General features: G+C 71.5%; 18 protein-coding genes, 1 tRNA gene and 1 riboswitch. Of the genes, 15 read left to right on the top strand and 4 right to left on the bottom strand.

From position 1 onward, the window contains the following. The first annotated feature begins 60 nt into the window (after window positions 1-60). The 11 genes from ACZ6EG_RS28400 (at window position 61) to ACZ6EG_RS28350 (ending at window position 12,466) form a co-directional block, all read left to right on the top strand. On the top strand, window positions 61-708 hold the full coding sequence (locus ACZ6EG_RS28400) for a SurA N-terminal domain-containing protein (RefSeq protein ID WP_391971089.1): 648 nt from the start codon (window positions 61-63) through the stop codon (window positions 706-708). A 137-nt stretch (window positions 709-845) separates the two neighbouring features. Continuing rightward, entirely contained in the window at window positions 846-1,832 is a 987-nt protein-coding gene (locus ACZ6EG_RS28395; protein ID WP_391971090.1) for a nucleoside triphosphate pyrophosphohydrolase, read from the top strand. Further along, window positions 1,829-3,181 (top strand): cytochrome P450 family protein, encoded by a 1,353-nt coding sequence (locus tag ACZ6EG_RS28390; RefSeq protein ID WP_469608711.1) that lies wholly within the window; start codon window positions 1,829-1,831, stop codon window positions 3,179-3,181. Before ACZ6EG_RS28395 ends, ACZ6EG_RS28390 begins: the two co-directional genes overlap by 4 nt. Before the next feature lie 142 nt (window positions 3,182-3,323). Further along, window positions 3,324-4,343 carry a transglycosylase family protein gene (locus tag ACZ6EG_RS28385; RefSeq protein ID WP_469608708.1) on the top strand — a complete coding sequence of 340 codons (1,020 nt, stop codon included), beginning with the start codon at window positions 3,324-3,326 and terminating at the stop codon, window positions 4,341-4,343. Between the two features lie 182 nt (window positions 4,344-4,525). Beyond that, window positions 4,526-4,692: riboswitch (cyclic di-AMP (ydaO/yuaA leader) on the top strand. A 3-nt stretch (window positions 4,693-4,695) separates the two neighbouring features. Further along, window positions 4,696-5,427 (top strand): transglycosylase family protein, encoded by a 732-nt coding sequence (locus ACZ6EG_RS28380; RefSeq protein ID WP_391971093.1) that lies wholly within the window; start codon window positions 4,696-4,698, stop codon window positions 5,425-5,427. Between the two features lie 279 nt (window positions 5,428-5,706). After that, window positions 5,707-6,987, top strand: a complete 1,281-nt coding sequence (gene eno / locus ACZ6EG_RS28375; RefSeq protein WP_391971094.1) for a phosphopyruvate hydratase — start codon at window positions 5,707-5,709, stop codon at window positions 6,985-6,987. A gap of 111 nt (window positions 6,988-7,098) precedes the next feature. Next, window positions 7,099-7,581: an FtsB family cell division protein gene (locus ACZ6EG_RS28370; protein WP_469608704.1), complete on the top strand. Its 483-nt coding sequence runs from the start codon at window positions 7,099-7,101 to the stop codon at window positions 7,579-7,581. Between the two features lie 49 nt (window positions 7,582-7,630). Continuing rightward, window positions 7,631-8,170 carry a DUF501 domain-containing protein gene (locus ACZ6EG_RS28365; protein ID WP_391971096.1) on the top strand — a complete coding sequence of 180 codons (540 nt, stop codon included), beginning with the start codon at window positions 7,631-7,633 and terminating at the stop codon, window positions 8,168-8,170. Then, window positions 8,167-9,108 (top strand): Ppx/GppA phosphatase family protein, encoded by a 942-nt coding sequence (locus ACZ6EG_RS28360; protein WP_391971097.1) that lies wholly within the window; start codon window positions 8,167-8,169, stop codon window positions 9,106-9,108. The genes ACZ6EG_RS28365 and ACZ6EG_RS28360 overlap by 4 nt, the downstream gene beginning before the upstream one ends. A gap of 419 nt (window positions 9,109-9,527) precedes the next feature. Next, entirely contained in the window at window positions 9,528-10,937 is a 1,410-nt protein-coding gene (locus ACZ6EG_RS28355) for an NAD(P)/FAD-dependent oxidoreductase (protein WP_356608844.1), read from the top strand. Window positions 10,938-11,149: 212 nt separating this feature from the next. Beyond that, on the top strand, window positions 11,150-12,466 hold the full coding sequence (locus tag ACZ6EG_RS28350) for a class I SAM-dependent methyltransferase (RefSeq protein ID WP_469608699.1): 1,317 nt from the start codon (window positions 11,150-11,152) through the stop codon (window positions 12,464-12,466). A 64-nt stretch (window positions 12,467-12,530) separates the two neighbouring features. Here ACZ6EG_RS28350 and ACZ6EG_RS28345 read toward each other — a convergent pair whose 3' ends face one another. After that, a complete protein-coding gene (locus tag ACZ6EG_RS28345; RefSeq protein WP_469608696.1) occupies window positions 12,531-15,065 on the bottom strand; it encodes an ABC transporter permease in 2,535 nt (844 codons plus the stop codon). Between the two features lie 70 nt (window positions 15,066-15,135). Beyond that, window positions 15,136-15,906, bottom strand: coding sequence for an ABC transporter ATP-binding protein (locus ACZ6EG_RS28340; protein ID WP_391971100.1), 771 nt, complete (start codon window positions 15,904-15,906; stop codon window positions 15,136-15,138). A gap of 402 nt (window positions 15,907-16,308) precedes the next feature. On the opposite strand from ACZ6EG_RS28340, the gene ACZ6EG_RS28335 reads away from it, so the two are divergent. From ACZ6EG_RS28335 to ACZ6EG_RS28325, 3 genes are all read left to right on the top strand, one after another. Continuing rightward, window positions 16,309-16,392 (top strand) — tRNA-Leu (locus ACZ6EG_RS28335). Window positions 16,393-16,559: 167 nt separating this feature from the next. Next, window positions 16,560-17,762, top strand: coding sequence for a 4-hydroxybenzoate 3-monooxygenase (locus ACZ6EG_RS28330; RefSeq protein ID WP_469608692.1), 1,203 nt, complete (start codon window positions 16,560-16,562; stop codon window positions 17,760-17,762). A gap of 167 nt (window positions 17,763-17,929) precedes the next feature. Continuing rightward, window positions 17,930-18,841: a Bax inhibitor-1/YccA family protein gene (locus ACZ6EG_RS28325; protein ID WP_356608835.1), complete on the top strand. Its 912-nt coding sequence runs from the start codon at window positions 17,930-17,932 to the stop codon at window positions 18,839-18,841. A gap of 94 nt (window positions 18,842-18,935) precedes the next feature. Here the strand turns inward: ACZ6EG_RS28325 and ACZ6EG_RS28320 are convergent, their stop codons facing one another. Continuing rightward, window positions 18,936-19,166, bottom strand: coding sequence for a DUF4287 domain-containing protein (locus ACZ6EG_RS28320; RefSeq protein WP_053132243.1), 231 nt, complete (start codon window positions 19,164-19,166; stop codon window positions 18,936-18,938). Between the two features lie 102 nt (window positions 19,167-19,268). Between ACZ6EG_RS28320 and ACZ6EG_RS28315 the strand changes: the two genes are divergently transcribed. Then, the gene (locus tag ACZ6EG_RS28315) at window positions 19,269-19,580 is read left to right on the top strand and encodes a hypothetical protein (RefSeq protein WP_356608833.1); all 312 of its coding nucleotides are present in this window, start codon (window positions 19,269-19,271) and stop codon (window positions 19,578-19,580) included. A gap of 14 nt (window positions 19,581-19,594) precedes the next feature. Here ACZ6EG_RS28315 and ACZ6EG_RS28310 read toward each other — a convergent pair whose 3' ends face one another. Beyond that, window positions 19,595-20,392, bottom strand: coding sequence for a hypothetical protein (locus tag ACZ6EG_RS28310; protein WP_391971102.1), 798 nt, complete (start codon window positions 20,390-20,392; stop codon window positions 19,595-19,597). Window positions 20,393-20,401: the final 9 nt, after the last annotated feature.

Here is a 20,401-nt window from a genome sequence, read left to right as displayed (position 1 = left end):
CTACCATCGATCATCGCAAGACTTTGTGCACCGTCGCACAATCTCCAACGGGAGGCTTCCTTGCACCGCCGCCGTCGCACCGCGCTCCTGCTCACCGCCGCGATCGCCGCCGCGGCGCCCCTGCTCACCGCCTGCGGCAACGACGCGCATCCGGGAGCGGCGGCCGTCGTGGGCGACCAGCGGATCACCGTCGCCCAGCTGGAGAACCGCGTCGACGAGGTGCGCGAGGCGCAGCGGGCCGCCGTCCCGGACGACACCCAGTACCAGCAGGTCGTCGCCCGCACCGGCACCCTCACCCGCGACACCCTGCACAGCATGGTCCTGGACCGGGTCCTGCACCGCGCCGCCCAGGACGCGGGGGTGACCGTCAGCCGCAGTGAGGTGCAGAAGATGCGCGGCGGACTGGAGGAGCAGGCCGGCGGCGCCAAGGAGCTGGAGACGGTCTGGCTCCAGCAGTACGGTGTCGCCCCCGAGCGCCTCGACGAGAACCTCCGTCTCCAGCTGGAGGCCCAGAAGCTCGCCGAGAGCCTCGGCACCGACACCAGCCGTCCCGAGTTCTGGCAGGCCCTGTCCAAGGCCTCGGCCAAGCTCGACGTCGACCTCAATCCGCGCTACGGCGACTGGGACGTCCAGAAGAGCAGCCGCGTCGACGCGAAGACGCCGTGGCTGCGGGAGATCACGGCACAGCGCGCCCAGCAGACGGCGTAACGGTCCTGCGCGGGGCCTGCCCACCGACGGACGGTCCCGGGCGGCCACCCGGCGGAGATCCGGCGCGGGCACCCCGTGCGGACAGCCCCTGTGGACAACTCAGGGCGCCGTCAGCCGCGTGCGTTACGTTTCTGATCGTGAACGCAATCAGCGCCGACGCCGCTCCCGGCACCGCCCCCGACCCCGGCCGCATCGTCCTGCTCACCACGAGCCATCGCGTGGCCCCCGGCCTGCTGTCCTGGCCCGCCTGGCAGGCCCTGCGCACCGCCGACCGCGTGCTGTGCGCCGACGCGGCGCACCCGCAGCTCCCCTACCTGCGCGAGGCGGGCATACGGGTCGACGAGGGGGCCCCGACCGCCGAGGAGCTGGTCGCGGCCTGCGTCGGCGGCCGGACCGTGGTGGTCGTGGCGACCGGTGAGGGCGACCCCGCGCTCACCGACGGACTGGCCCGCCTCGCCGGCTCCGGCCGCCTGACCATGCCCGACCTGGAGCTGCTCCCCGCCTCCTACGACCTCCCGGGCGCCCGCCTCCTCGACCTCGTGCAGGTCATGGACCGCATCCGCGTCGCATGCCCCTGGTCGTCCCGGCGGACCCACGAGGGCCTGGCCAAGTACGCCATCGAGGAGGCGTACGAGCTGGTCGAGGCGATCGAGGACGGCGACCGCGACGAACTCCGCGAGGAGCTGGGCGACGTCCTCCTCCAGGTCGTCTTCCACGCCCGCATCGCCGAGGAGGATCCCGACGCCCCGTTCTCCGTGGACGACGTGGCCGGCACCATCGTCAGCAAACTGATCCACCGCCACCCGCACGTCTTCGGCGACGAGACGGCGACCACCCCCGAGGAGGTCAGGGAGCACTGGCTGCGCACCAAGGCCGCCGAGAAGCAGCGCACCTCGGTCACCGAGGGCGTCCCCCTCGGCCAGCCCGGACTCGCCCTCGCCGCCAAGCTCGCCTCCCGGGTCCGCACGGCGGGCCTCACCGTCCCCCTTCCCACCGGCGAAGGTGTGGGTTACGAACTCCTCGCCCTCGCCGCCCGCGCCGAGTCCGAGGGCACCGACCCGGAGGCGGCCCTGAGAGCGGCGGCCCGCACCTACCGGGACGCGATCAGGGAGGTCGAGGGGTGACCGGCCACCCGCCCCACCCCGGCCGGCCGTCCCACCCCGGCCACCGTGCCCCCGGTGCCGCCGAAGGCCCCGCCCCCGAGCTGTTCACCTGGGAGTTCGCGAGCGACCCCTACCCCGCGTACGCCTGGCTGCGCGAGCATTCCCCCGTGCACCGGACACGGCTGCCCAGCGGCGTGGAGGCCTGGCTGGTCACCCGGTACGCCGACGCCAAGCAGGCCCTCGCCGACCCGCGGCTGTCCAAGAACCCGGCGCACCACGACGAGCCCGCGCACGCCAAGGGCAAGACCGGCATCCCGGGGGAGCGCAAGGCCGACCTGATGACCCATCTGCTGAACATCGACCCGCCGGACCACACCCGGCTGCGCCGACTGGTCAGCAAGGCGTTCACCCCGCGCCGGGTGGCGGAGTTCGCGCCCCGCGTGCAGGAGCTCGCCGACGGGCTCATCGACCGGTTCGCCGCCACCGGCAGCGCCGACCTCATCCACGAGTTCGCCTTCCCGCTTCCCATCTACGCCATCTGCGACCTGCTCGGCGTACCCCGCGAGGACCAGGACGACTTCCGCGACTGGGCGGGCATGATGATCCGCCACGGCGGGGGGCCGCGGGGCGGGGTGGCGCGGTCGGTGAAGAAGATGCGGGGCTACCTCGCCGAGCTCATCCACCGCAAGCGCGCGGCGCTGACACCCGAGCCCGAACCCGGTGAGGACCTCATCTCCGGCCTCATCCGCGCCTCCGACCACGGCGAGCACCTCACCGAGAACGAGGCCGCGGCCATGGCCTTCATCCTGCTCTTCGCGGGATTCGAGACCACCGTGAACCTGGTGGGCAACGGCACGTACGCCCTGCTCACGCACCCGGAGCAGCGGGCCCGTCTCCAGTCGTCCCTGGCCGACGGCGAACGCGCCCTGCTGGAGACCGGGGTGGAGGAACTGCTGCGGTACGACGGCCCGGTGGAGCTGGCCACGTGGCGCTTCGCCACCCGGCCGCTCACCATCGGCGGGCAGGACATCGCGGCGGGCGACCCCGTCCTCGTCGTCCTCGCCGCCGCCGACCGGGACCCGGAGCGGTTCACGGACCCGGACACCCTGGACCTCTCCCGCCGGGACAGTCAGCACCTCGGGTACGGCCACGGCATCCACTACTGCCTGGGCGCCCCGCTCGCCCGGCTGGAGGGGCAGACCGCGCTCGCCACGCTCCTGACCCGCCTGCCGGACCTGAGCCTGGCCGCCGACCCGGCCGAACTGCGCTGGCGCGGCGGGCTCATCATGCGAGGTCTGCGCACCCTGCCCGTGTCGTTCACACCGGTCGCGCCGAAGAACGGGAGCGTTGCGTCGCCTTCGCAAAAGTGACACGCGCTCAACTTTGTGATCTTCACGTGATCTGCGCGGCATGAACTTGTGACAAGCGATCATCTGCCTATACGTTCACGGATCAACGTGGCCCCCAGTCTCACGGCCGCGCGATCCCCGCTGTCTCGTGAAAGGTCGTCGCATGCTCTCCGGGAACGGTCGTCACCGCCGCCCCCGCCAGGCACCCGCCCTGGTCGTCGCCGCCGGAGTGACGGGCTCCGCCATCGCGATCCCGCTTCTCGGCGCCACCGGCGCGCACGCGGCCGACGGGGCGAACTGGGACCGGGTCGCCGAGTGCGAGACCGGCGGCGCCTGGAGCCAGAGCAGCGGCAACGGCTACTACGGCGGGCTGCAGCTGTCCCAGGACGTCTGGGAGCAGTACGGCGGCCTGGAGTACGCGTCGAGCGCCGATCAGGCCAGCCGCTCCCAGCAGATAAGAATCGCCGAGAAGTTGCGTGCGGACCAGGGCATCGCCGCCTGGCCGACCTGTGGTCTGCTCGCGGGCCTGGGCAACGACTCGGGTTCGCCGGCCGGCGGTACGGGTGCGGCGGAGGAGGGTTCGGCGCAGGGGTCGGACGATGCGGGGACGCCGACGGCGCCCCGGTCGACCGCGGCGTCCGGTACCGGGTCGTCCGGCTCGTCCGACGAGTCCGAGCGGGCCTCCGGGGTCTCGCCTTCGTCCCCGCCCCCGGCCGCGCCTGACTCCCCGTCGGCCGAACCGGACGAAACGGCCAAGGCCGACACAACGCCCGGAACCAGCCCCTCCGCGACTGCCGACCCGCAGGAGTCCGACAGGTCGTCCACAGCCACCACCAAGGATGACGAAACGGACAAGGCGGGCCAGCGTGCGGGCTCTTCGGCCCTCACCGACACCGCGGGGTCCGGCGCCGGCAAGCACCGCGGCGACCGCGCCGAGGAGGGCCGCGGGTCCGACGCGTCGGGGCGGCACGCCTCGCGCGGTGAGGGTGAGGCGCGAGAGGTCGTCGACGGCTCGTACACCGTCCGTTCCGGCGACAGTCTCTGGGGCATCGCCGACTCCCTTGAGCTCGACGGCGGGTGGCGCTCGCTGTACGTCGGCAACGAGGAGGTCGTCGGCGCCGACCCGGACCACATCCTGCCCGGTCAGACGCTCACGGTCGGGTGCGAATCGGGCCAAAAGTAGGGGGAGTTCACGTCACGGTTCGGGGCCTATGTCCGATTTGGATCACGTGAGACATAGCTCTCAGAAGCCGTGATCGTCTTTGAAAATCCGGCGAGCGCGTGTCTACGGTCATGGTCGCTCGCCATCGCGGGCCCCGGCTGCCGCAACGCCGAATCCTGCCAGCGGCCGTCCGGGAACAGTCGTCGCGTCAAGCGCCGCAGGCAGGAGCGGGGGACCCAAGGTAAGTGCCGCACCGGGCAGTCGAGCCGGAGCGGCTAGGGGTGGAGCCGAGTTCCGCGAGGAACCCGGCCGGGCAACTCAACCGGCCCGAACCCGACAGCTCACCTCGCAGGCGTCGGTGAGGGGATCAACCATGCTGTTTTCCGGCAAGGGCAAGCACCGTCGCCCGTCCAAGGCCACCCGAGTCATCGCCGTCGCCGGTGTCACCGGTGCCGCCGTCGCCGCCCCGCTGATGGCGGCCGGCAACGCCTCCGCCGCCACCGCCTCCGAGTGGGACGCCGTCGCCCAGTGCGAGTCCGGCGGCAACTGGTCCATCAACACCGGCAACGGTTACTACGGCGGTCTGCAGTTCTCCGCCTCCACCTGGGCCGGCTACGGCGGTACGCAGTACGCCGCGACCGCCGACCAGGCGAGCAAGTCGCAGCAGATCGAGATCGCCGAGAAGGTGCTCGCGGGCCAGGGCAAGGGTGCCTGGCCGGTCTGCGGCACCGGCCTGTCGGGCGCCGCGTACACCGGTGGCGGCTCCACCGAGAGCCAGGACAGCGGTTCCGCGCAGGGCTCCGGCAGCTCCGAGAGCCAGAGCAGCGGCTCCACCGCCGACCGCTCCACCGAGCAGAAGGCCTCCCGCTCCGAGGAGCGCCCGGCCGCCGAGAAGCCGGCCGAGAAGAAGACCGTCACCACCCCGACCGGCAAGAAGGTCGAGAAGGGCGACGGCGAGTACAAGGTCGTCAAGGGCGACACCCTCAGCTCGATCGCCGAGGAGCACGACGTCAAGGGCGGCTGGGCGAAGCTGTTCAAGCTGAACGACGACATCGTCGACGAGGCCGACCTGATCTACCCGGGCCAGCAGCTGCACCTGAAGTAAGCGGCCCCGCCTGCTCCCGTCCCGGCGCGTGTTCCCCCGTACGCGCCGGGACGGGTTTTTCACGCCCCCGTCCCGCCCGCACCGCCCTCCCCGGGACCGCGGGTGTTTCCGGAAACGTCTTTGTTCCGTTCGGAAACAATTTACTCTCGGTTCTGTCCAGCGGGTGGGCGATCGGCTGGCCGATCGCCCGGAGCCGGTTAGGCTCGGTCCCGCAGAGCCGCTGCGGTCCTGTGGACCCGCGCGTCACACCGAAGCGTCACATTGAAGAAGGAGATGCTCGTGCCGTCCATCGACGTCGTCGTAGCCCGGGAAATCCTGGACTCCCGAGGCAACCCCACGGTCGAGGTCGAGGTCGGCCTCGACGACGGCAGCACGGGTCGTGCCGCCGTTCCCTCCGGCGCCTCCACCGGCGCCTTCGAGGCCATCGAACTCCGTGACGGCGACCCGGCCCGTTACCTGGGCAAGGGCGTCGAGAAGGCCGTCCTGGCCGTCATCGAGCAGATCGGCCCGGAGCTGGTCGGCTACGACGCCACCGAGCAGCGCCTGATCGACCAGGCCATGTTCGACCTGGACGCCACCGACAACAAGGGCTCGCTGGGCGCCAACGCCATCCTCGGCGTCTCCCTCGCCGTCGCCCACGCCGCGTCCGAGGCCAGCGACCTGCCGCTCTTCCGCTACCTGGGCGGCCCCAACGCGCACCTGCTGCCGGTGCCGATGATGAACATCCTGAACGGCGGCTCGCACGCCGACTCCAACGTGGACATCCAGGAGTTCATGATCGCCCCGATCGGCGCGGAGTCCTTCTCCGAGGCCCTGCGCTGGGGCGCCGAGGTCTACCACACGCTGAAGAAGGTCCTGAAGAACAAGGGCCTGGCCACCGGCCTCGGCGACGAGGGCGGCTTCGCCCCGAACCTCGGCTCCAACCGCGAGGCCCTCGACCTGATCCTCGAGGCGATCAAGGAGGCCGGCTACACCCCCGGCGAGCAGATCGCCCTGGCGCTCGACGTCGCCGCGTCCGAGTTCTACAAGGACGGCTCCTACGCCTTCGAGGGCAAGAACCGCACCGCCGCCGAGATGACCGAGTACTACGCCGAGCTGGTCGAGGCGTACCCGCTGGTCTCCATCGAGGACCCGCTGTTCGAGGACGACTGGGACGGCTGGAACACCATCACCGCCCAGCTCGGCGACAAGGTGCAGCTCGTCGGCGACGACCTGTTCGTCACCAACCCGGAGCGCCTGGCCCGCGGCATCGAGGAGAACTCGGCCAACGCCCTGCTCGTCAAGGTGAACCAGATCGGCTCGCTGACCGAGACCCTGGACGCCGTCGAGCTGGCCCAGCGCAACGGCTTCAAGTGCATGATGTCCCACCGCTCCGGCGAGACCGAGGACGTCACCATCGCCGACCTGGCCGTCGCCACCAACTGCGGCCAGATCAAGACCGGTGCCCCGGCCCGCTCCGAGCGCGTCGCCAAGTACAACCAGCTGCTGCGCATCGAGGAGATCCTCGACGACGCCGCGGTGTACGCCGGCCGCAGCGCGTTCCCCCGCTTCAAGGGCTGACCCGCCCCGTAAGAGGCGGCGTCGTACGTACGTCCCCGTACTCGGTCCCGTACCGTGTGCGGGGACGTACGCACGTAGGGCGACGCACGAGGGTGCAGGGGAGGCGGGGACATGGCGGTGAAGGACCGGGACCGTTTCTCCACCGCGACCAGGATCCGGATCATCGGGGAGCAGACCGCGGCCCGGGTCTACCGTTCGCAGACCAAGCGCCAGGCCCGCCGCTCCCGGCTGACCGGCCGGGCCGCGCTGCTCGCGATGGTGCTCTGCTCGCTGGTCGTGGCGCTCGCCTATCCGATACGGCAGTACGTCGCCCAGCGGGCGGAGGTCGCCGATCTCCAGCGGGAGCAGCGCGAGACCCGGAGCCGGGTCGAGGAGCTGCGCGACCTCAAGGCGCGCTGGCAGGACGACGCCTACGCCGAGCAGCAGGTCCGGCTGCGGCTGCACTACGTGATGCCGGGGGAGACGGGGTTCGTCGTCGTCGACCCGGACGCCGCCAAGCAGGCCCGCGCCGAGGCCGGTGCCGCCGACCGCCCCTGGTACCGCAACGTCTGGGACGGGATCGACAAGGCCGACGCCGCCGCAAGCCGGCCGTGAACCGACCGCGCCGGCCGTGACTCAACAGGAAGACCAGCAGAAGACAGTCATGCAGACTCCCCCGCCGACCACCCCGCGCACCGAGCCCACCGACGCGGACGTGGCGGCCTTCAAGCAGCAGCTCGGGCGTCCTCCGCGCGGTTTGCGCGCCATCGCGCACCGCTGCCCCTGCGGCCAGCCGGACGTCGTGGAGACGGCACCGCGGCTGCCCGACGGCACGCCCTTCCCCACGCTGTACTACCTGACGTGCCCGCGGGCGGCCTCCGCGATCGGCACGCTGGAGGCGAACGGCGTGATGAAGGAGATGACCGAGCGCCTCGCCACCGACCCCGAGCTGGCCGCCGCCTACCGGGCCGCGCACGAGGACTACATCCGGCGCCGCGACGAGATCGAGGAGCTGACCGGGTTCCCGAGCGCGGGCGGCATGCCCGACCGGGTCAAGTGCCTGCACGTGCTGGTCGGCCACTCCCTCGCGGCCGGGCCGGGCGTGAACCCGCTGGGCGACGAGGCCATCGCGATGCTGCCCGAGTGGTGGCGCAAGGGGCCGTGCGTGACGGTCGACGGGACCTGTGGGGAGGACGACAAGTGACCCGTGTCGCCGCCATCGACTGCGGTACGAACTCCATCCGGCTGCTGGTCGCCGACGTCGACCCGGCGACCGGTGAGCTGACCGACCTGGACCGCCGCATGACCATCGTGCGGCTCGGTCAGGGCGTCGACCGCACCGGGCGGCTGGCGTCCGAGGCGCTGGAGCGGACCTTCGCCGCGTGCCGCGAGTACGCCGGGGTGATCAAGGAGCACGGCGCGGAGCGGCTGCGCTTCGTGGCGACCTCCGCCTCCCGGGACGCGGAGAACCGGGACGACTTCGTGCGCGGCGTGCTGGACATCCTCGGCGTGGAGCCGGAGGTCATCACGGGGGACCAGGAGGCGGAGTTCTCCTTCACCGGCGCCACCCGGGAGCTGGCCGGCCGCGACCACCTCGACAGGCCCTACCTGGTCGTGGACATCGGCGGCGGCTCGACCGAGTTCGTCGTCGGCGACGACCGTGTGCGTGCCGCCCGTTCCGTGGACGTCGGCTGCGTCCGGATGACCGAGCGGCACCTGGTCCACGACGGCACGGTGACCGACCCGCCGACCGAGGCGCAGGTCGCGGCGATGCGGGCGGACATCGAGGCGGCCCTGGACCTCGCCGAGGAGACGGTGCCGCTGCGCGAGGCGCGCACGCTGGTGGGGCTGGCCGGTTCGGTGACGACGCTCTCCGCCATCGCGCAGGAGCTGCCCGAGTACGACTCCGCCGCCATCCACCACTCCCGGGTCTCCCGGGACCGGGTCGGGGAGATCACCGCGTGGCTGCTGCGCTCCACCCACGCCGAGCGCGCGGCGGTCCCGTCCATGCATCCGGGCCGCGTCGACGTCATCGGAGCGGGTGCGCTCGTCCTTCTGGCGATCATGGAGCGGACGGGCGCGCGGGAGGTCGTCGTGAGCGAGCACGACATCCTCGACGGCATCGCGTGGTCGGTGGCGTAGGGGGTCCGTGCTCGCTCCCTGAGCAGGACGGACGACGATTGAGCGGTCGCCGGGGGGCCTCGCGGGCCTCTCGGCGACGTGGTGTCGGGAAAGTTCGTGAAGTTCTTCACAAGGAATTGGGCCCGGTCGGACGGCGAAAGCGCGTCGGTTGACCCTTTTGGGGGTTCAACAGCCCTTTGAACGCGTTCAGGACCGTGTGTGCGAGGGGTGCCGTCGGGTCGCCGGGAGGGGGTGGTCCACCGTCCCCTCAGGTGCGGACGGGCAGCTCACGCGGCATTGACAACGGGGTGCACTACACGCTGGTTCCTTCCCCCGCCATGATCTCCGTCACGTGGGCGGCGGATGGTAGCACAGCCTTCACCGAAGCTTGTGAAGGGGCGCACGAACGACCCCCCTGAGACGGGTGGATACTCGATGGCATGAGCACCACGGAGCGTCCCAGGATCCTCGTAGTAGGCGGTGGGTACGTAGGCCTGTACGCAGCTCGACGCATCCAGAAGAAGATGCGTTACGGCGAGGCGACCGTCACCGTCGTCGACCCGCGGTCGTACATGACCTACCAGCCCTTCCTCCCCGAAGCCGCCGCCGGCAACATCTCCCCGCGGCACGTCGTCGTCCCCCTCAGGCGCGTGCTTCCCAAGGCGGAGGTCCTCACCGGCCGGGTCACCACCATCGACCAGGACCGCAAGGTCGCCACGATCGCCCCGCTGGTGGGCGAGGCGTACGAGCTGCCGTTCGACTACCTGGTCATCGCCATGGGCGCGGTCTCCCGCACCTTCCCGATCCCCGGCCTCGCCGAACAGGGCATCGGCATGAAGGGCATCGAGGAGTCCATCGGACTGCGCAACCACGTCCTGGAGCAGCTCGACAAGGCCGACTCCACCACCGACGAGGAGATCCGCCGCAAGGCGCTCACCTTCGTCTTCATCGGCGGCGGTTTCGCCGGCGCGGAGACCATCGGTGAGGTCGAGGACATGGCCCGCGACGCGGCCAAGTACTACAAGAACGTCTCCCGCGAGGACATGCGCTTCATCCTCGTGGACGCCGCCGACAAGATCCTCCCCGAGGTCGGCCCCAAGCTCGGCCAGTACGGCAAGGAGCACCTCGAGGGCCGCGGCGTCGAGGTCTACCTGTCCACCTCCATGGACTCCTGCGTCGACGGCCACGTCGTGCTGAAGAACGGCCTGGAGGTCGACTCCAGCACCATCGTGTGGACGGCCGGCGTCAAGCCGAACCCGGCCCTGTCCCGCTTCGGCCTGCCGCTGGGTCCCCGCGGTCACGTCGACTGCGAGCCGACCCTCCAGGTCAAGGGCACCGACTACATCTGGGCCGCGGGCGACAACGCCCAGGTGCCGGACCTCGTCGGCCGCAAGGCGGGCAACGAGAACGCCTGGTGCCCGCCGAACGCCCAGCACGCGCTGCGCCAGGCCAAGGTCCTCGGCGACAACGTGATCTCCGGCATGCGGGGCTTCCCGCAGAAGGACTACAGCCACGCCAACAAGGGCGCGGTGGCGGGCCTCGGCCTCCACAAGGGCGTCGCGATGATCGTCATGGGCAAGATGAAGATCAAGCTCAAGGGACGTCTCGCCTGGTACATGCACCGCGGCTACCACGGTCTCGCGATGCCGACCTTCAACCGGAAGATCCGCGTCTTCGCGGACTGGACGCTCGGCATGTTCCTCAAGCGCGAGGTCGTCTCCCTCGGCGCGATGGAGACCCCGCGCGAGGAGTTCTACGAGGCCGCCAAGCCGGCCCCGGCCGCCGCGCCCAAGGCCGCCGAGCCGGCCGCGCAGCCGCAGAAGTCCGGGGAGAAGGCCAAGGCCTCCTGACCTCCCCTCCAGCGCACCCGTAGTACCCCGAAGGGGCCGCCCGCCATCCGTGGTGCGGGCGGCCCCTTCGCGCTGCGCCGGCCGGACGACAGAATTCGTGGTGTGTACAAGTATTTTGCCGAGTCGTGACGCGCGCCGGGGACTGTGCGGCGGGCTCCCAGGTGTTTACGTGGTGAGGAACATTCCGGGATCGCTCGTCACGGAGGTACGCCATGGCTGACGCCGCGCTGCGGCTGCAGAGCCTCTTCGAACAGTTGCTGGGAGCACCCCTCCCGGTGCGCGTCCGCGCCTGGGACGGTTCGCAGGCGGGACCGCCGGGCGCGCCCACCGTCGTCGTCCGCCATCGCCGGGCCCTGCGCCGCCTGCTGTTCAAGCCGGGCGAACTGGGCCTGGCCCGCGCCTGGGTGGCCGGCGACCTCGACGTCGACGGCGACCTGTACGCCGCCCTGGACGCGGTGGCCGGCCTCCTCTGGGAACGCGGTGAGGACGCCCGCGGCCTCGTCGAGGCGCTGCGCGACCCCGAGGTCCGGGCCGCCGTACGCGGGCTGGTGAGGCTCGCCGGGCCGCCGCTGCCGCCCGCCCCGCCCCCGGAGGAGGTCCGCCGCCCCCGCGGCCACCTGCACACCAGGCGCACCGACAGACGCGCCATCAGCCACCACTACGACGTCGGCAACGACTTCTACGCCCTCGTCCTCGGCCCCTCCATGGTGTACTCCTGCGCCTACTGGCAGACCCCCGGGAGCGCGGGCGGCACCCTGGAGGACGCCCAGCGCGACAAGCTCGAACTGGTCTGCCGCAAGCTCGGCCTGAGTCCCGGTCAGCGCCTTCTGGACGTCGGCTGCGGCTGGGGCTCCATGGCGATCCACGCGGCCCGCGAGCACGGCGTGAGCGTCGTCGGCGTCACGCTCTCCCAGGAACAGGCCGCCTACGCCCGCAAGCGCGTCGCCGAGGAGGGGCTCACCGACCGGGTGGAGATCCGGGTCCAGGACTACCGGGACGTCGCGGACGGGCCGTACGACGCCGTCTCCTCCATCGGCATGGCCGAGCACGTCGGCGCCGAGCGCTACCTGGAGTACGCCGGTGACCTGTTCCGGCTGCTCAGGCCCGGCGGGCGGCTGCTCAACCACCAGATCGCGCGGCGCCCCGAACGGGACGAGTCCGCCTACAGCGTGGACGAGTTCATCGACGCCTACGTCTTCCCCGACGGTGAACTGGCCCCCCTCGGCACCACCGTCACCCAGCTGGAGCGCGCCGGGTTCGAGGTGCGCGACGTGGAGTCGATCCGCGAGCACTACGCGCTCACCCTGCGCCGCTGGGTGGCCAACCTGGAGTCCGGCTGGGCGGCGGCCACGGGGCTCGTCACCCCGGGCCGTGCGCGGGTCTGGCGCCTGTACATGGCCGCCTCCGCGCTCGCCTTCGAGCACAACCGCATCGGCGTCAACCAGGTCCTCGCCGTGCGGACCCCGGACTCGGGCGACTCCGGACTGCCGCTGCGCACCCGCGTGTGGGGTGCGCCCGGCCGCGTCTGACCGGACACGAGGGCCGGGCCCCCCGCGGGGAGCCCTGCCCTCGCTGTGCCGCTGTGCGGCGAGGTCACTCGGCCTTGATCGCGTTCAGCATGTTCAGCCGGGCGGCGTTGCGGGCCGGCCACATCGCGGCCAGGACGCCCACCAGGCCGGCCAGCACCAGGAAGATCCCGATCCGGTCCCAGGGCAGGACCAGCGCGTACCCCGGGATCTGGTCCGCGACGGTCTCGCCGATCGCCCAGCCGAGGAACGTGCCGAGACCGATGCCGACCACGGCGCCGAACATCGAGATGACGACGGCCTCCAACCGGACCATCCGCTTCACCCGGCGCCGGTCCAGACCGATCGCGCGCAGCATGCCGATCTCCTGCTGACGTTCGAAGACGGACATCGCGAGGGTGTTCACGACGCCCAGCACCGCGATGATCAGGGCCATGGCCAGCAGGCCGTACATGATGTTCAGCATGGTGTTGATGGCGCCGCCGAACTCGTCGCGGATGTCCTGCCGGTCCATCACGGTGATCGCCGGGTTGTCGCCGAGCGCGTCGATGAGGACCTGCTCGTTGGCCGCGGACTGGCCGCCGTCGACCTTCACGAAGATCTGCCGGATGGACGGCTTCGTCTCGTGCCGGTCCACGACCTCGCGGTCGACGAGGACGGGGGAGAGGAACTCGCTGTCCTTGTAGACGGCGCCGACCGTCAGCGTGGCCTTCTCGTCGTCGTCGAAGGTGACGGGGACGGTGTCGCCGGTCTTCCAGCCCCTGCTCTCGGCCGTCTTCTCGGCGACCGCGATCCGGCCCTCGGCGAGCGAACCCGCGCTGCCGCTGACGACGTCGACCGTCAGGACCTTCTCGATGTCGCCCGGGGTGACCGCCGAGGCGGACACGTAGTCCTCACCGTCGACCCGGAAGTAGGCGTCCTGCTGCGGCGAGACAGCGGACACGCCCTCGGCCTTCTCCAGCGCCGTCAGCGCGGTCCGGTCGAGGTCGCCTCCGTTGGCCATCGAGACCATGTAGTCGGCCTTGATGTTGTCCGTGGTCATCTTGTCGATGGCCGCGCCGACCGTGATACCGAGCACCGACAGGGCGGTCACCAGCGTCAGTCCGATCGCCAGCGCCGAGGCGGTGGCGCCGGTGCGGCGCGGGTTGCGGACCGCGTTCTGGGCGGCCAGCTTGCCCGCCACCCCGAACGGGCCGACGAGCAGCGGTCGGACGAGCGCGATCACGGGCCGGGACAGCAGCGGGATCAGGATGATCACGCCGATCAGTGCGAAGAACGCGCCCGCCCCGATGTACATCCGGCCGTCGTCGCCCCCGGTCGAGGCACCCGCCACGATCCCCAGCGCACCGAGGGCGGTGACCACCGCGCCGATGGAGTTGCGCAGCACCAGTGACTTGGTGGTGGCCACCGCGTGGACGCTGTTCATGGCCGCCACCGGCGGGATCTTCGCGGCCCGGCGGCCGGGCAGCCAGGCGGCGAACGTCGTGATCAGCACGCCCACCGAGAACGCCGCCACCACCGGCGTGGCGGACAGGACCAGCGGACCGTCCGGCATCTTCATGTCGAACGCGGCCATCCCGGAGCGCAGTCCGACGGCCAGTGCGATGCCGAGGGCGAAGCCGACGGCCGAGGCCACCAGGCCCACCAGCGCGGCCTCGGCGAGCACCGAGCGGGTGATCTGCCTGCGGGACGCGCCGACGGCGCGCATCAGGGCGATCTCCTTGGTGCGCTGGGCGACCAGCATCGTGAACGTGTTGGAGATCAGGAAGATGCCGACGAAGAGCGCGATGCCCGCGAAGCCGAGCAGGATCTGCTTGAGGTTGCCCATGCCCTGTTCGATCTGCTCGGCCTGCTCGTCCGCGAGCGCCTGGCCGGTCCGGGCCTCGGCGGTGTCCGGCAGCAGCGGCTCGACCGAGCGGAGGATCTCCGAGGCGTGCGCGCCGGGGGCGGCGGTGACGGTGACGCTCTCGAAGTAGCCCGGCTTCAGGTACTGCTTCTGGGCGATGGAGGTGTCGAAGAGGACGAGGCTGCCGCCGGCGTTGACGGCACCGTCCTCGGTGGTGAACACGCCGCTGAGGGTGTACTCCTTCACCGGGCCGTTGGTCGCGACGCGCACCCGGTCGCCGACCTCGTACTCGCCCTTGCCGGCGGACTCCTCGTCCAGGGCGATCTGGTCGTCCCTCACCGGGCCGGAGCCGTCGGTGAACGTGTACGCGGCGTCCGTGCCGTCCTTGCCGGGCGCGAAGTTGGCGCCCTTGTTGGACCAGCCGACGCCGATGAGTTTCCCGTCGGGGTCGGCGACGCCGGCGAAGCCCTCGACACGGCCGTACACCCCGGCGACGCCGTCCACGGCGGAGATCCGGTCCAGGACCTTGCCGGAGAGGCCGGGCTCCTCCCGGGGGTCGTCCGGGTCGGCGTGCGAGGTGACGGCGACGGCGACGTCGTCGTAGCTCTTCGCCGACTGGTTGCGGAAGGCGTGGGAGAGGGTGTCGGCGAAGACCAGGGTGCCCGACACGAACGCAACGCCCAGCATCACGGCGAGCACGGTCATCAACAGCCTGGCCTTGTGCGCGAGAACGTTGCGCAAGGCGGTTCGGAACATGGTCTTCTCTGTCCAGACGTACGGGGGAGGTACGGGGGAGGTACGGGGGTGTGCGCGGCGGGCGGGGACGTCAGCTGGTGCGGCCCTTGGCGTCGAACTGCTTCATGCGGTCCAGCACCGAGTCGGCCGTCGGCCCGTACACCTCGTCGACGATGCGCCCGTCCGCGAGGAAGACCACCCGGTCCGCGTAGGCCGCGGCCACCGGGTCGTGAGTCACCATCACCACCGTCTGCCCCAGCTCCCGCACCGAGTTGCGCAGGAAGCCCAGCACCTCGGCGCCGGAGCGGGAGTCGAGGTTTCCGGTCGGCTCGTCACCGAAGATGATCTCGGGGCGGGAGGCCAGCGCACGGGCCACGGCCACGCGCTGCTGCTGGCCGCCGGAGAGCTGGGAGGGACGGTGGCCGAGCCGGTCGGCCAGCCCGACCATCTCGATCACGGAGTCCACCCACTGCTGGTCCGGCTTGCGGCCCGCGATGTCCATGGGGAGGGTGATGTTCTCCCGCGCGGTGAGCGTCGGCAGCAGGTTGAACGCCTGGAAGATGAAACCGATCTTGTCCCGGCGCAGCTTGGTCAGCTGCTTGTCCTTCAGCGACCCCAGCTCGGTCTCGCCGATGCGCACGGAGCCGGAGGAGAAGGTGTCGAGACCGGCCACGCAGTGCATCAGCGTGGACTTGCCGGAGCCGGAGGGGCCCATGATGGCGGTCAGCTCGGCCTGCCGGAAGTCGATGGAGACGCGGTCCAGGGCGACCACCTGGGTCTCGCCCTGGCCGTAGATCTTGGAAAGCTCCGTGGCGCGCGCGGCCACGGTGGTGGACCGGTCGGCGATGGGTGCGGTGGTCACGGGAAGGGCGCTCCTGTCGGTACGGCGTGCTCGGGGACGCTGTCCATCCTTCCGGCCGCCGGGCGCCTTGTAGTCAGCCGCTGTTCCGGTTCCGAGGGGGGACTCCGGTCGGACCGGGCGGGCCCGTGTACTACCTGAGGATGACGGCCGACCCTGATCCGCCGGGCCGGTGCGGGCGGCACCGGAACAGGGCGGGCGCCCTTGTCGAGACGGTGAAATTCCGTCATTCCGCGTGCGACGCCCGGCGCCGCACGCGAGGCTGTTGGCAAGTGAGGACGGCCCGGCCGCGGAACTGATGCGCCCTCAGGCGCCAATAAAATAAGACAAGATCGGTCCGCCGGACCCGTGTTCGAGGGATGTGCCCCGATAGGCTCAAGACGCTCGACGCGGAGCCCATGGCCTGCCCGGATGGTGGAATGCAGACACGGCGAGCTTAAACCTCGCTGCCCCTTCGCGGGCGTGCCGGTTCAAGTCCGGCTCCGGGCACTCTCCCTTTCTTCCCCCTTTCCTTTCCCCGCGCGGCGACTTCGCCGCAGACCGTTGACAGCGGTGTCACTCGGCCGGAGACTCACCCTCGATCGGTGAACTAATTTTCACCAGGCGAACGCCGCTCCGCGGTCAAGCGTCATGCGAACAACCGAAGGGAACGACCGATGCGCACCACCGTCGGCATCATCGGGGCCGGACCCGCCGGGCTCCTCCTCGCCCGGCTGCTCCACCACGCCGGTATCGACTCCGTCGTCCTGGAGAGCCGCGACCGTGCCTACGTCGAGCGGCGGCAGCGCGCCGGAATCCTGGAGCAGGGCACCGTGGACGTCCTGCGGGCGGCCGGCGCGGCGGAGCGCATGGACCGGGAGGGGCTGCGGCACGACGGCATCGAGCTGCGCTACGACCGGCGGCGCCACCGCGTCGACTTCCCCGCGCTGACCGGCGGGAAGTCGGTCATGGTCTACGCCCAGACCGAGGTCTGCAAGGACCTCATCGCCCTCCAGCTCGACGAGGGCGGCCCGCTGCTGTTCGAGACCGAGGCGCTGGCCGTGGAGGACGCGGCGACCGGGCACCCGCGCGTCCGCTTCCGGCACGGAGGCGCGGACGGGCCGAACGGCGGGAGCGGCGTCGAGGACGTCCTGGAGTGCGACTACGTCGTGGGCTGCGACGGCTTCTGGGGGGTGGCCCGGGCGGCCGTCCCCTCCGGTGTGGGCCGCACCTTCGAGCGGAGGTACCCCTTCGGCTGGCTCGGCATCCTCGCCGATGTGCCGCCGTCGCACGACGAGCTGGTCTACGCCCGCCACGACCGCGGTTTCGCCCTGCTGTCCATGCGCTCCCCGTCCGTCTCCCGCCTGTACCTCCAGGTGCCCGAGGGCACGGACGCCGAGAACTGGAGCGACGAGGAGATCTGGGCCGAGCTGGAACGCCGCTTCGAGACGGACGACGACTGGACGCTGCGGCGCGGCCCGATCACCCAGAAGTCGGTCACGCCGATGCGCTCCTACGTCCACGAGCCCATGCGGCACGGCCGCCTCTTCCTGGCCGGTGACGCCGCGCACATCGTGCCGCCCACCGGCGCCAAGGGCCTGAACCTCGCCGTCGGTGACGTCGTCACCTTCGCGCGGGCCCTGGTCCACCGCACGCGGACCGGCTCCGAGGACCTGCTCGACGCCTACTCCGCGACCTGCCTGCGCCGCGTCTGGCAGGCCGAGCGCTTCTCGTACGACATGACGACCCTGCTGCACCGCGCCCCCGACGCCACGCCCTTCGACGACCGCCTCCAGGTGGCCCGCCTGGACCGGATCGCGGGCTCCCGCGCGGCCGAGACCGACCTCGCCGAGGCCTACACCGGGTTCCCGATCGGGTGAGCGGGGCGCGGCCGGGTGCGGGCCCCCGCCGTGAGGGGAATCACCGGTCCGCGTAGCGTGTTGTCCCGCAGGTGCAGGGAAAGATCCTCCCCAAGCAGTAGGGTCATTCCTTTGCCGTTCCATTACTCTTGAGCCAAGGCTGCGCAGTGTGGCCATGGAGGAGTGAAATGAGGAGCAGAAACCCGGTCTTCTCGCGACGGGGGTTCAGCCGCGACAACGGCTACGCGGGCTTCAACGCCGCGCCGCAGGCCGGGGGCCCCGCCGTCGCCACCCAGGGCAACCCGTACGCGCAGGGCGCTCCGTACGCCCAGCCCGCCGGCAACCCCTACGCGCAGAACCCGTACGCCCAGCAGGACCTTCAGCACGGCGCGCCGCCGCAGGCGCCGGCCGGCACCGGCCGGATGACGATGGACGACGTCGTCATCCGCACGGCGAGCACGCTCGGCGTGCTCATCGTGACGGCCGCGCTCGCGTGGGCGCTGCTGCCCGTGGACGACGCCAACATCGGCCGTTCGTACGGCATCGGCATCGGCGCGGCGCTGATCGGCATGGTCCTGGCGCTCGTCCAGTCCTTCAAGCGCAAGGCCTCGCCCGCGCTGATCCTGTCGTACGCGGCGTTCGAGGGTGTCTTCCTCGGCGTCGTCTCCAGCGTCGTCGACAACCGCATCGCCGACGGCGCGGCCATGCAGGCCGTGATCGGCACCATGGCGGTCTTCGCCGGTGTGCTGATCGCTTACAAGGCCGGCTGGATCCGCGTCAACCGCCGCTTCTACGGCTTCGTGATGGCGGCCGCGCTCGGCTTCGTCTTCCTGATGATGGTGAACCTGCTGTTCGCCGTCTTCGGCGGCGGAGACGGCCTCGGCTTCCGCAGCGGCGCGCTCGGTGTCGTCTTCGGCATCGTCGGCATCATCCTCGGCGCCTGCTTCCTGGCCATGGACTTCAAGCAGGTCGAGGACGGCCTGGCCTACGGCGCCCCGCGCGAGGAGGCCTGGCTCGCCGCCTTCGGCCTCACGCTGACGCTGGTCTGGCTGTACCTGGAGTTCCTGCGGCTGATCGCGATCCTGAACAGCAACGACTAGCGCGTGCTGGTACGGCGCGCCGCGCACCGACGCGACGTGTGAAGGGCCCCGGGCTTCTGCCCGGGGCCCTTCGTCGTCCTTGCGGCGGCGCACGCTAGAGCAGCTTGCGTGCGGCCCTTCTCAGGTCGTATTCGTGGACGATCGCCTTCGCGTGGCCGTACGCGAGGTCGTGTTCGTGGCGGAGCCAGCTGACCTTCTCCTCGAAACGGAAGAGGGAGGGGCCGTCCTCGACGGCGCGCAGCCAGTCGGAGATCTCACGACCGGTGCAGTGGGGGATGCGGGCGAGCATGTTGCGGTGGGTCTCCTCGGAGAAGACTTGGGACATCGGCGCCTCCAGCGAAAGGGGATGTAAGCCGGTCCTTCAGGTCACCGTGCCTGAGCGTTCGCCCGTTGGCAACAGTCCCGGCGGGGCGCGTACGCTCGCGCCGTGGTTGATACGACGCCTTTGACCCGTGCCGTGGACGACTTCGCCGACCGGCTGCGGGCCGCCCCGCAGAGCCGGCTGCAACGCGGGGCCGCCGCCGAGGCGCTGGAGCTTGCCCGCGAGCTGGCCCGACGCGCCCAGCTCGCGGAGGAACCGGACGCGGAGCCGCGGCAGATGCCGGACGCGGGGATGTTCGCCGCCGCGGACCAGATCGCCGTCGCCGCACACGACCTGGCCCTCGTGCTCAGCGACGAGGGCCAGGTGGAGGAGGCGGTGGGCCTGGTGGAGGAGGCGCGGAAGCGCGCCGGGGTGTGACGTCCCGGAGGTGACTAGAGGGACGCGATGACGCGGTCCGCCAGGATGTAGACGTTCTCCTCGCCGCAGGCGAAGGTCAGCGTGTAGGCGCCGGAGATCCCCGAGCCGCCCAGGAGGTACGGGGTCGTGCCCGCGCTCAGTGCGGCGGCCAGGCGCTCGGCGGTCTCCCGGTGGCCCGGGGTCATGCACAGGGTGGTTCCGTCGGCGAAGACGTACACGTCGAGCGTGCCCAGCGGGCCCGGGCGGACGTCCGCCAGTGCCACGTTGGTCTCGGCCAGCTCCTCCAGGGTGGCGACGGTGCGCTCGTGATCGTTCCCGACCGGCGAGGGGTGCGGTACGAAGTCCGGGTGCGAGGGGTGCCGGCGGCGGGCCGCGGCCAGCTCGGCGGAGTCCCGCGGACCCGCGTCCAGCGCGGACGACTCCTCGGCGTCGGCGCCCGGCTCGGCCACCGGCTCCAGGCCCGCGAAGTCGGCCTGGCGGGGCAGGAACAGCTCGCTGTCGGACAGGCCGAGCAGCAGGGGCGCGTCGGAGGTGTCCCGCGCGTCCTGGGCGGCCCAGAAGGCGCGCGCCTCGGCGAGTTCCCGCTCGCGCTCCTCGGCCAGGGCGTCCGCGACGGCCGCGCGTATCTCCTCGGCGTCGGCGGCACGGGCCGCGGGCACACGGCCGCGCGTGGCGGCGCCGCGGCTCTCGGCCAGCTCGGTGTGCAGGGCCGCCACCTGGCGGCGCAGCACCAGCACGGCGCGCAGGACGGCGACGCCCACGGCGCCGGTGGCGGCCGTGGTGAGCAGCAGGGCGATCGGCATGGCGCTCACGGACGTACT

The organism is Streptomyces sp. NPDC041968 (assembly GCF_055589025.1).
This window is presented reverse-complemented; position numbering and strand designations above follow the sequence as displayed.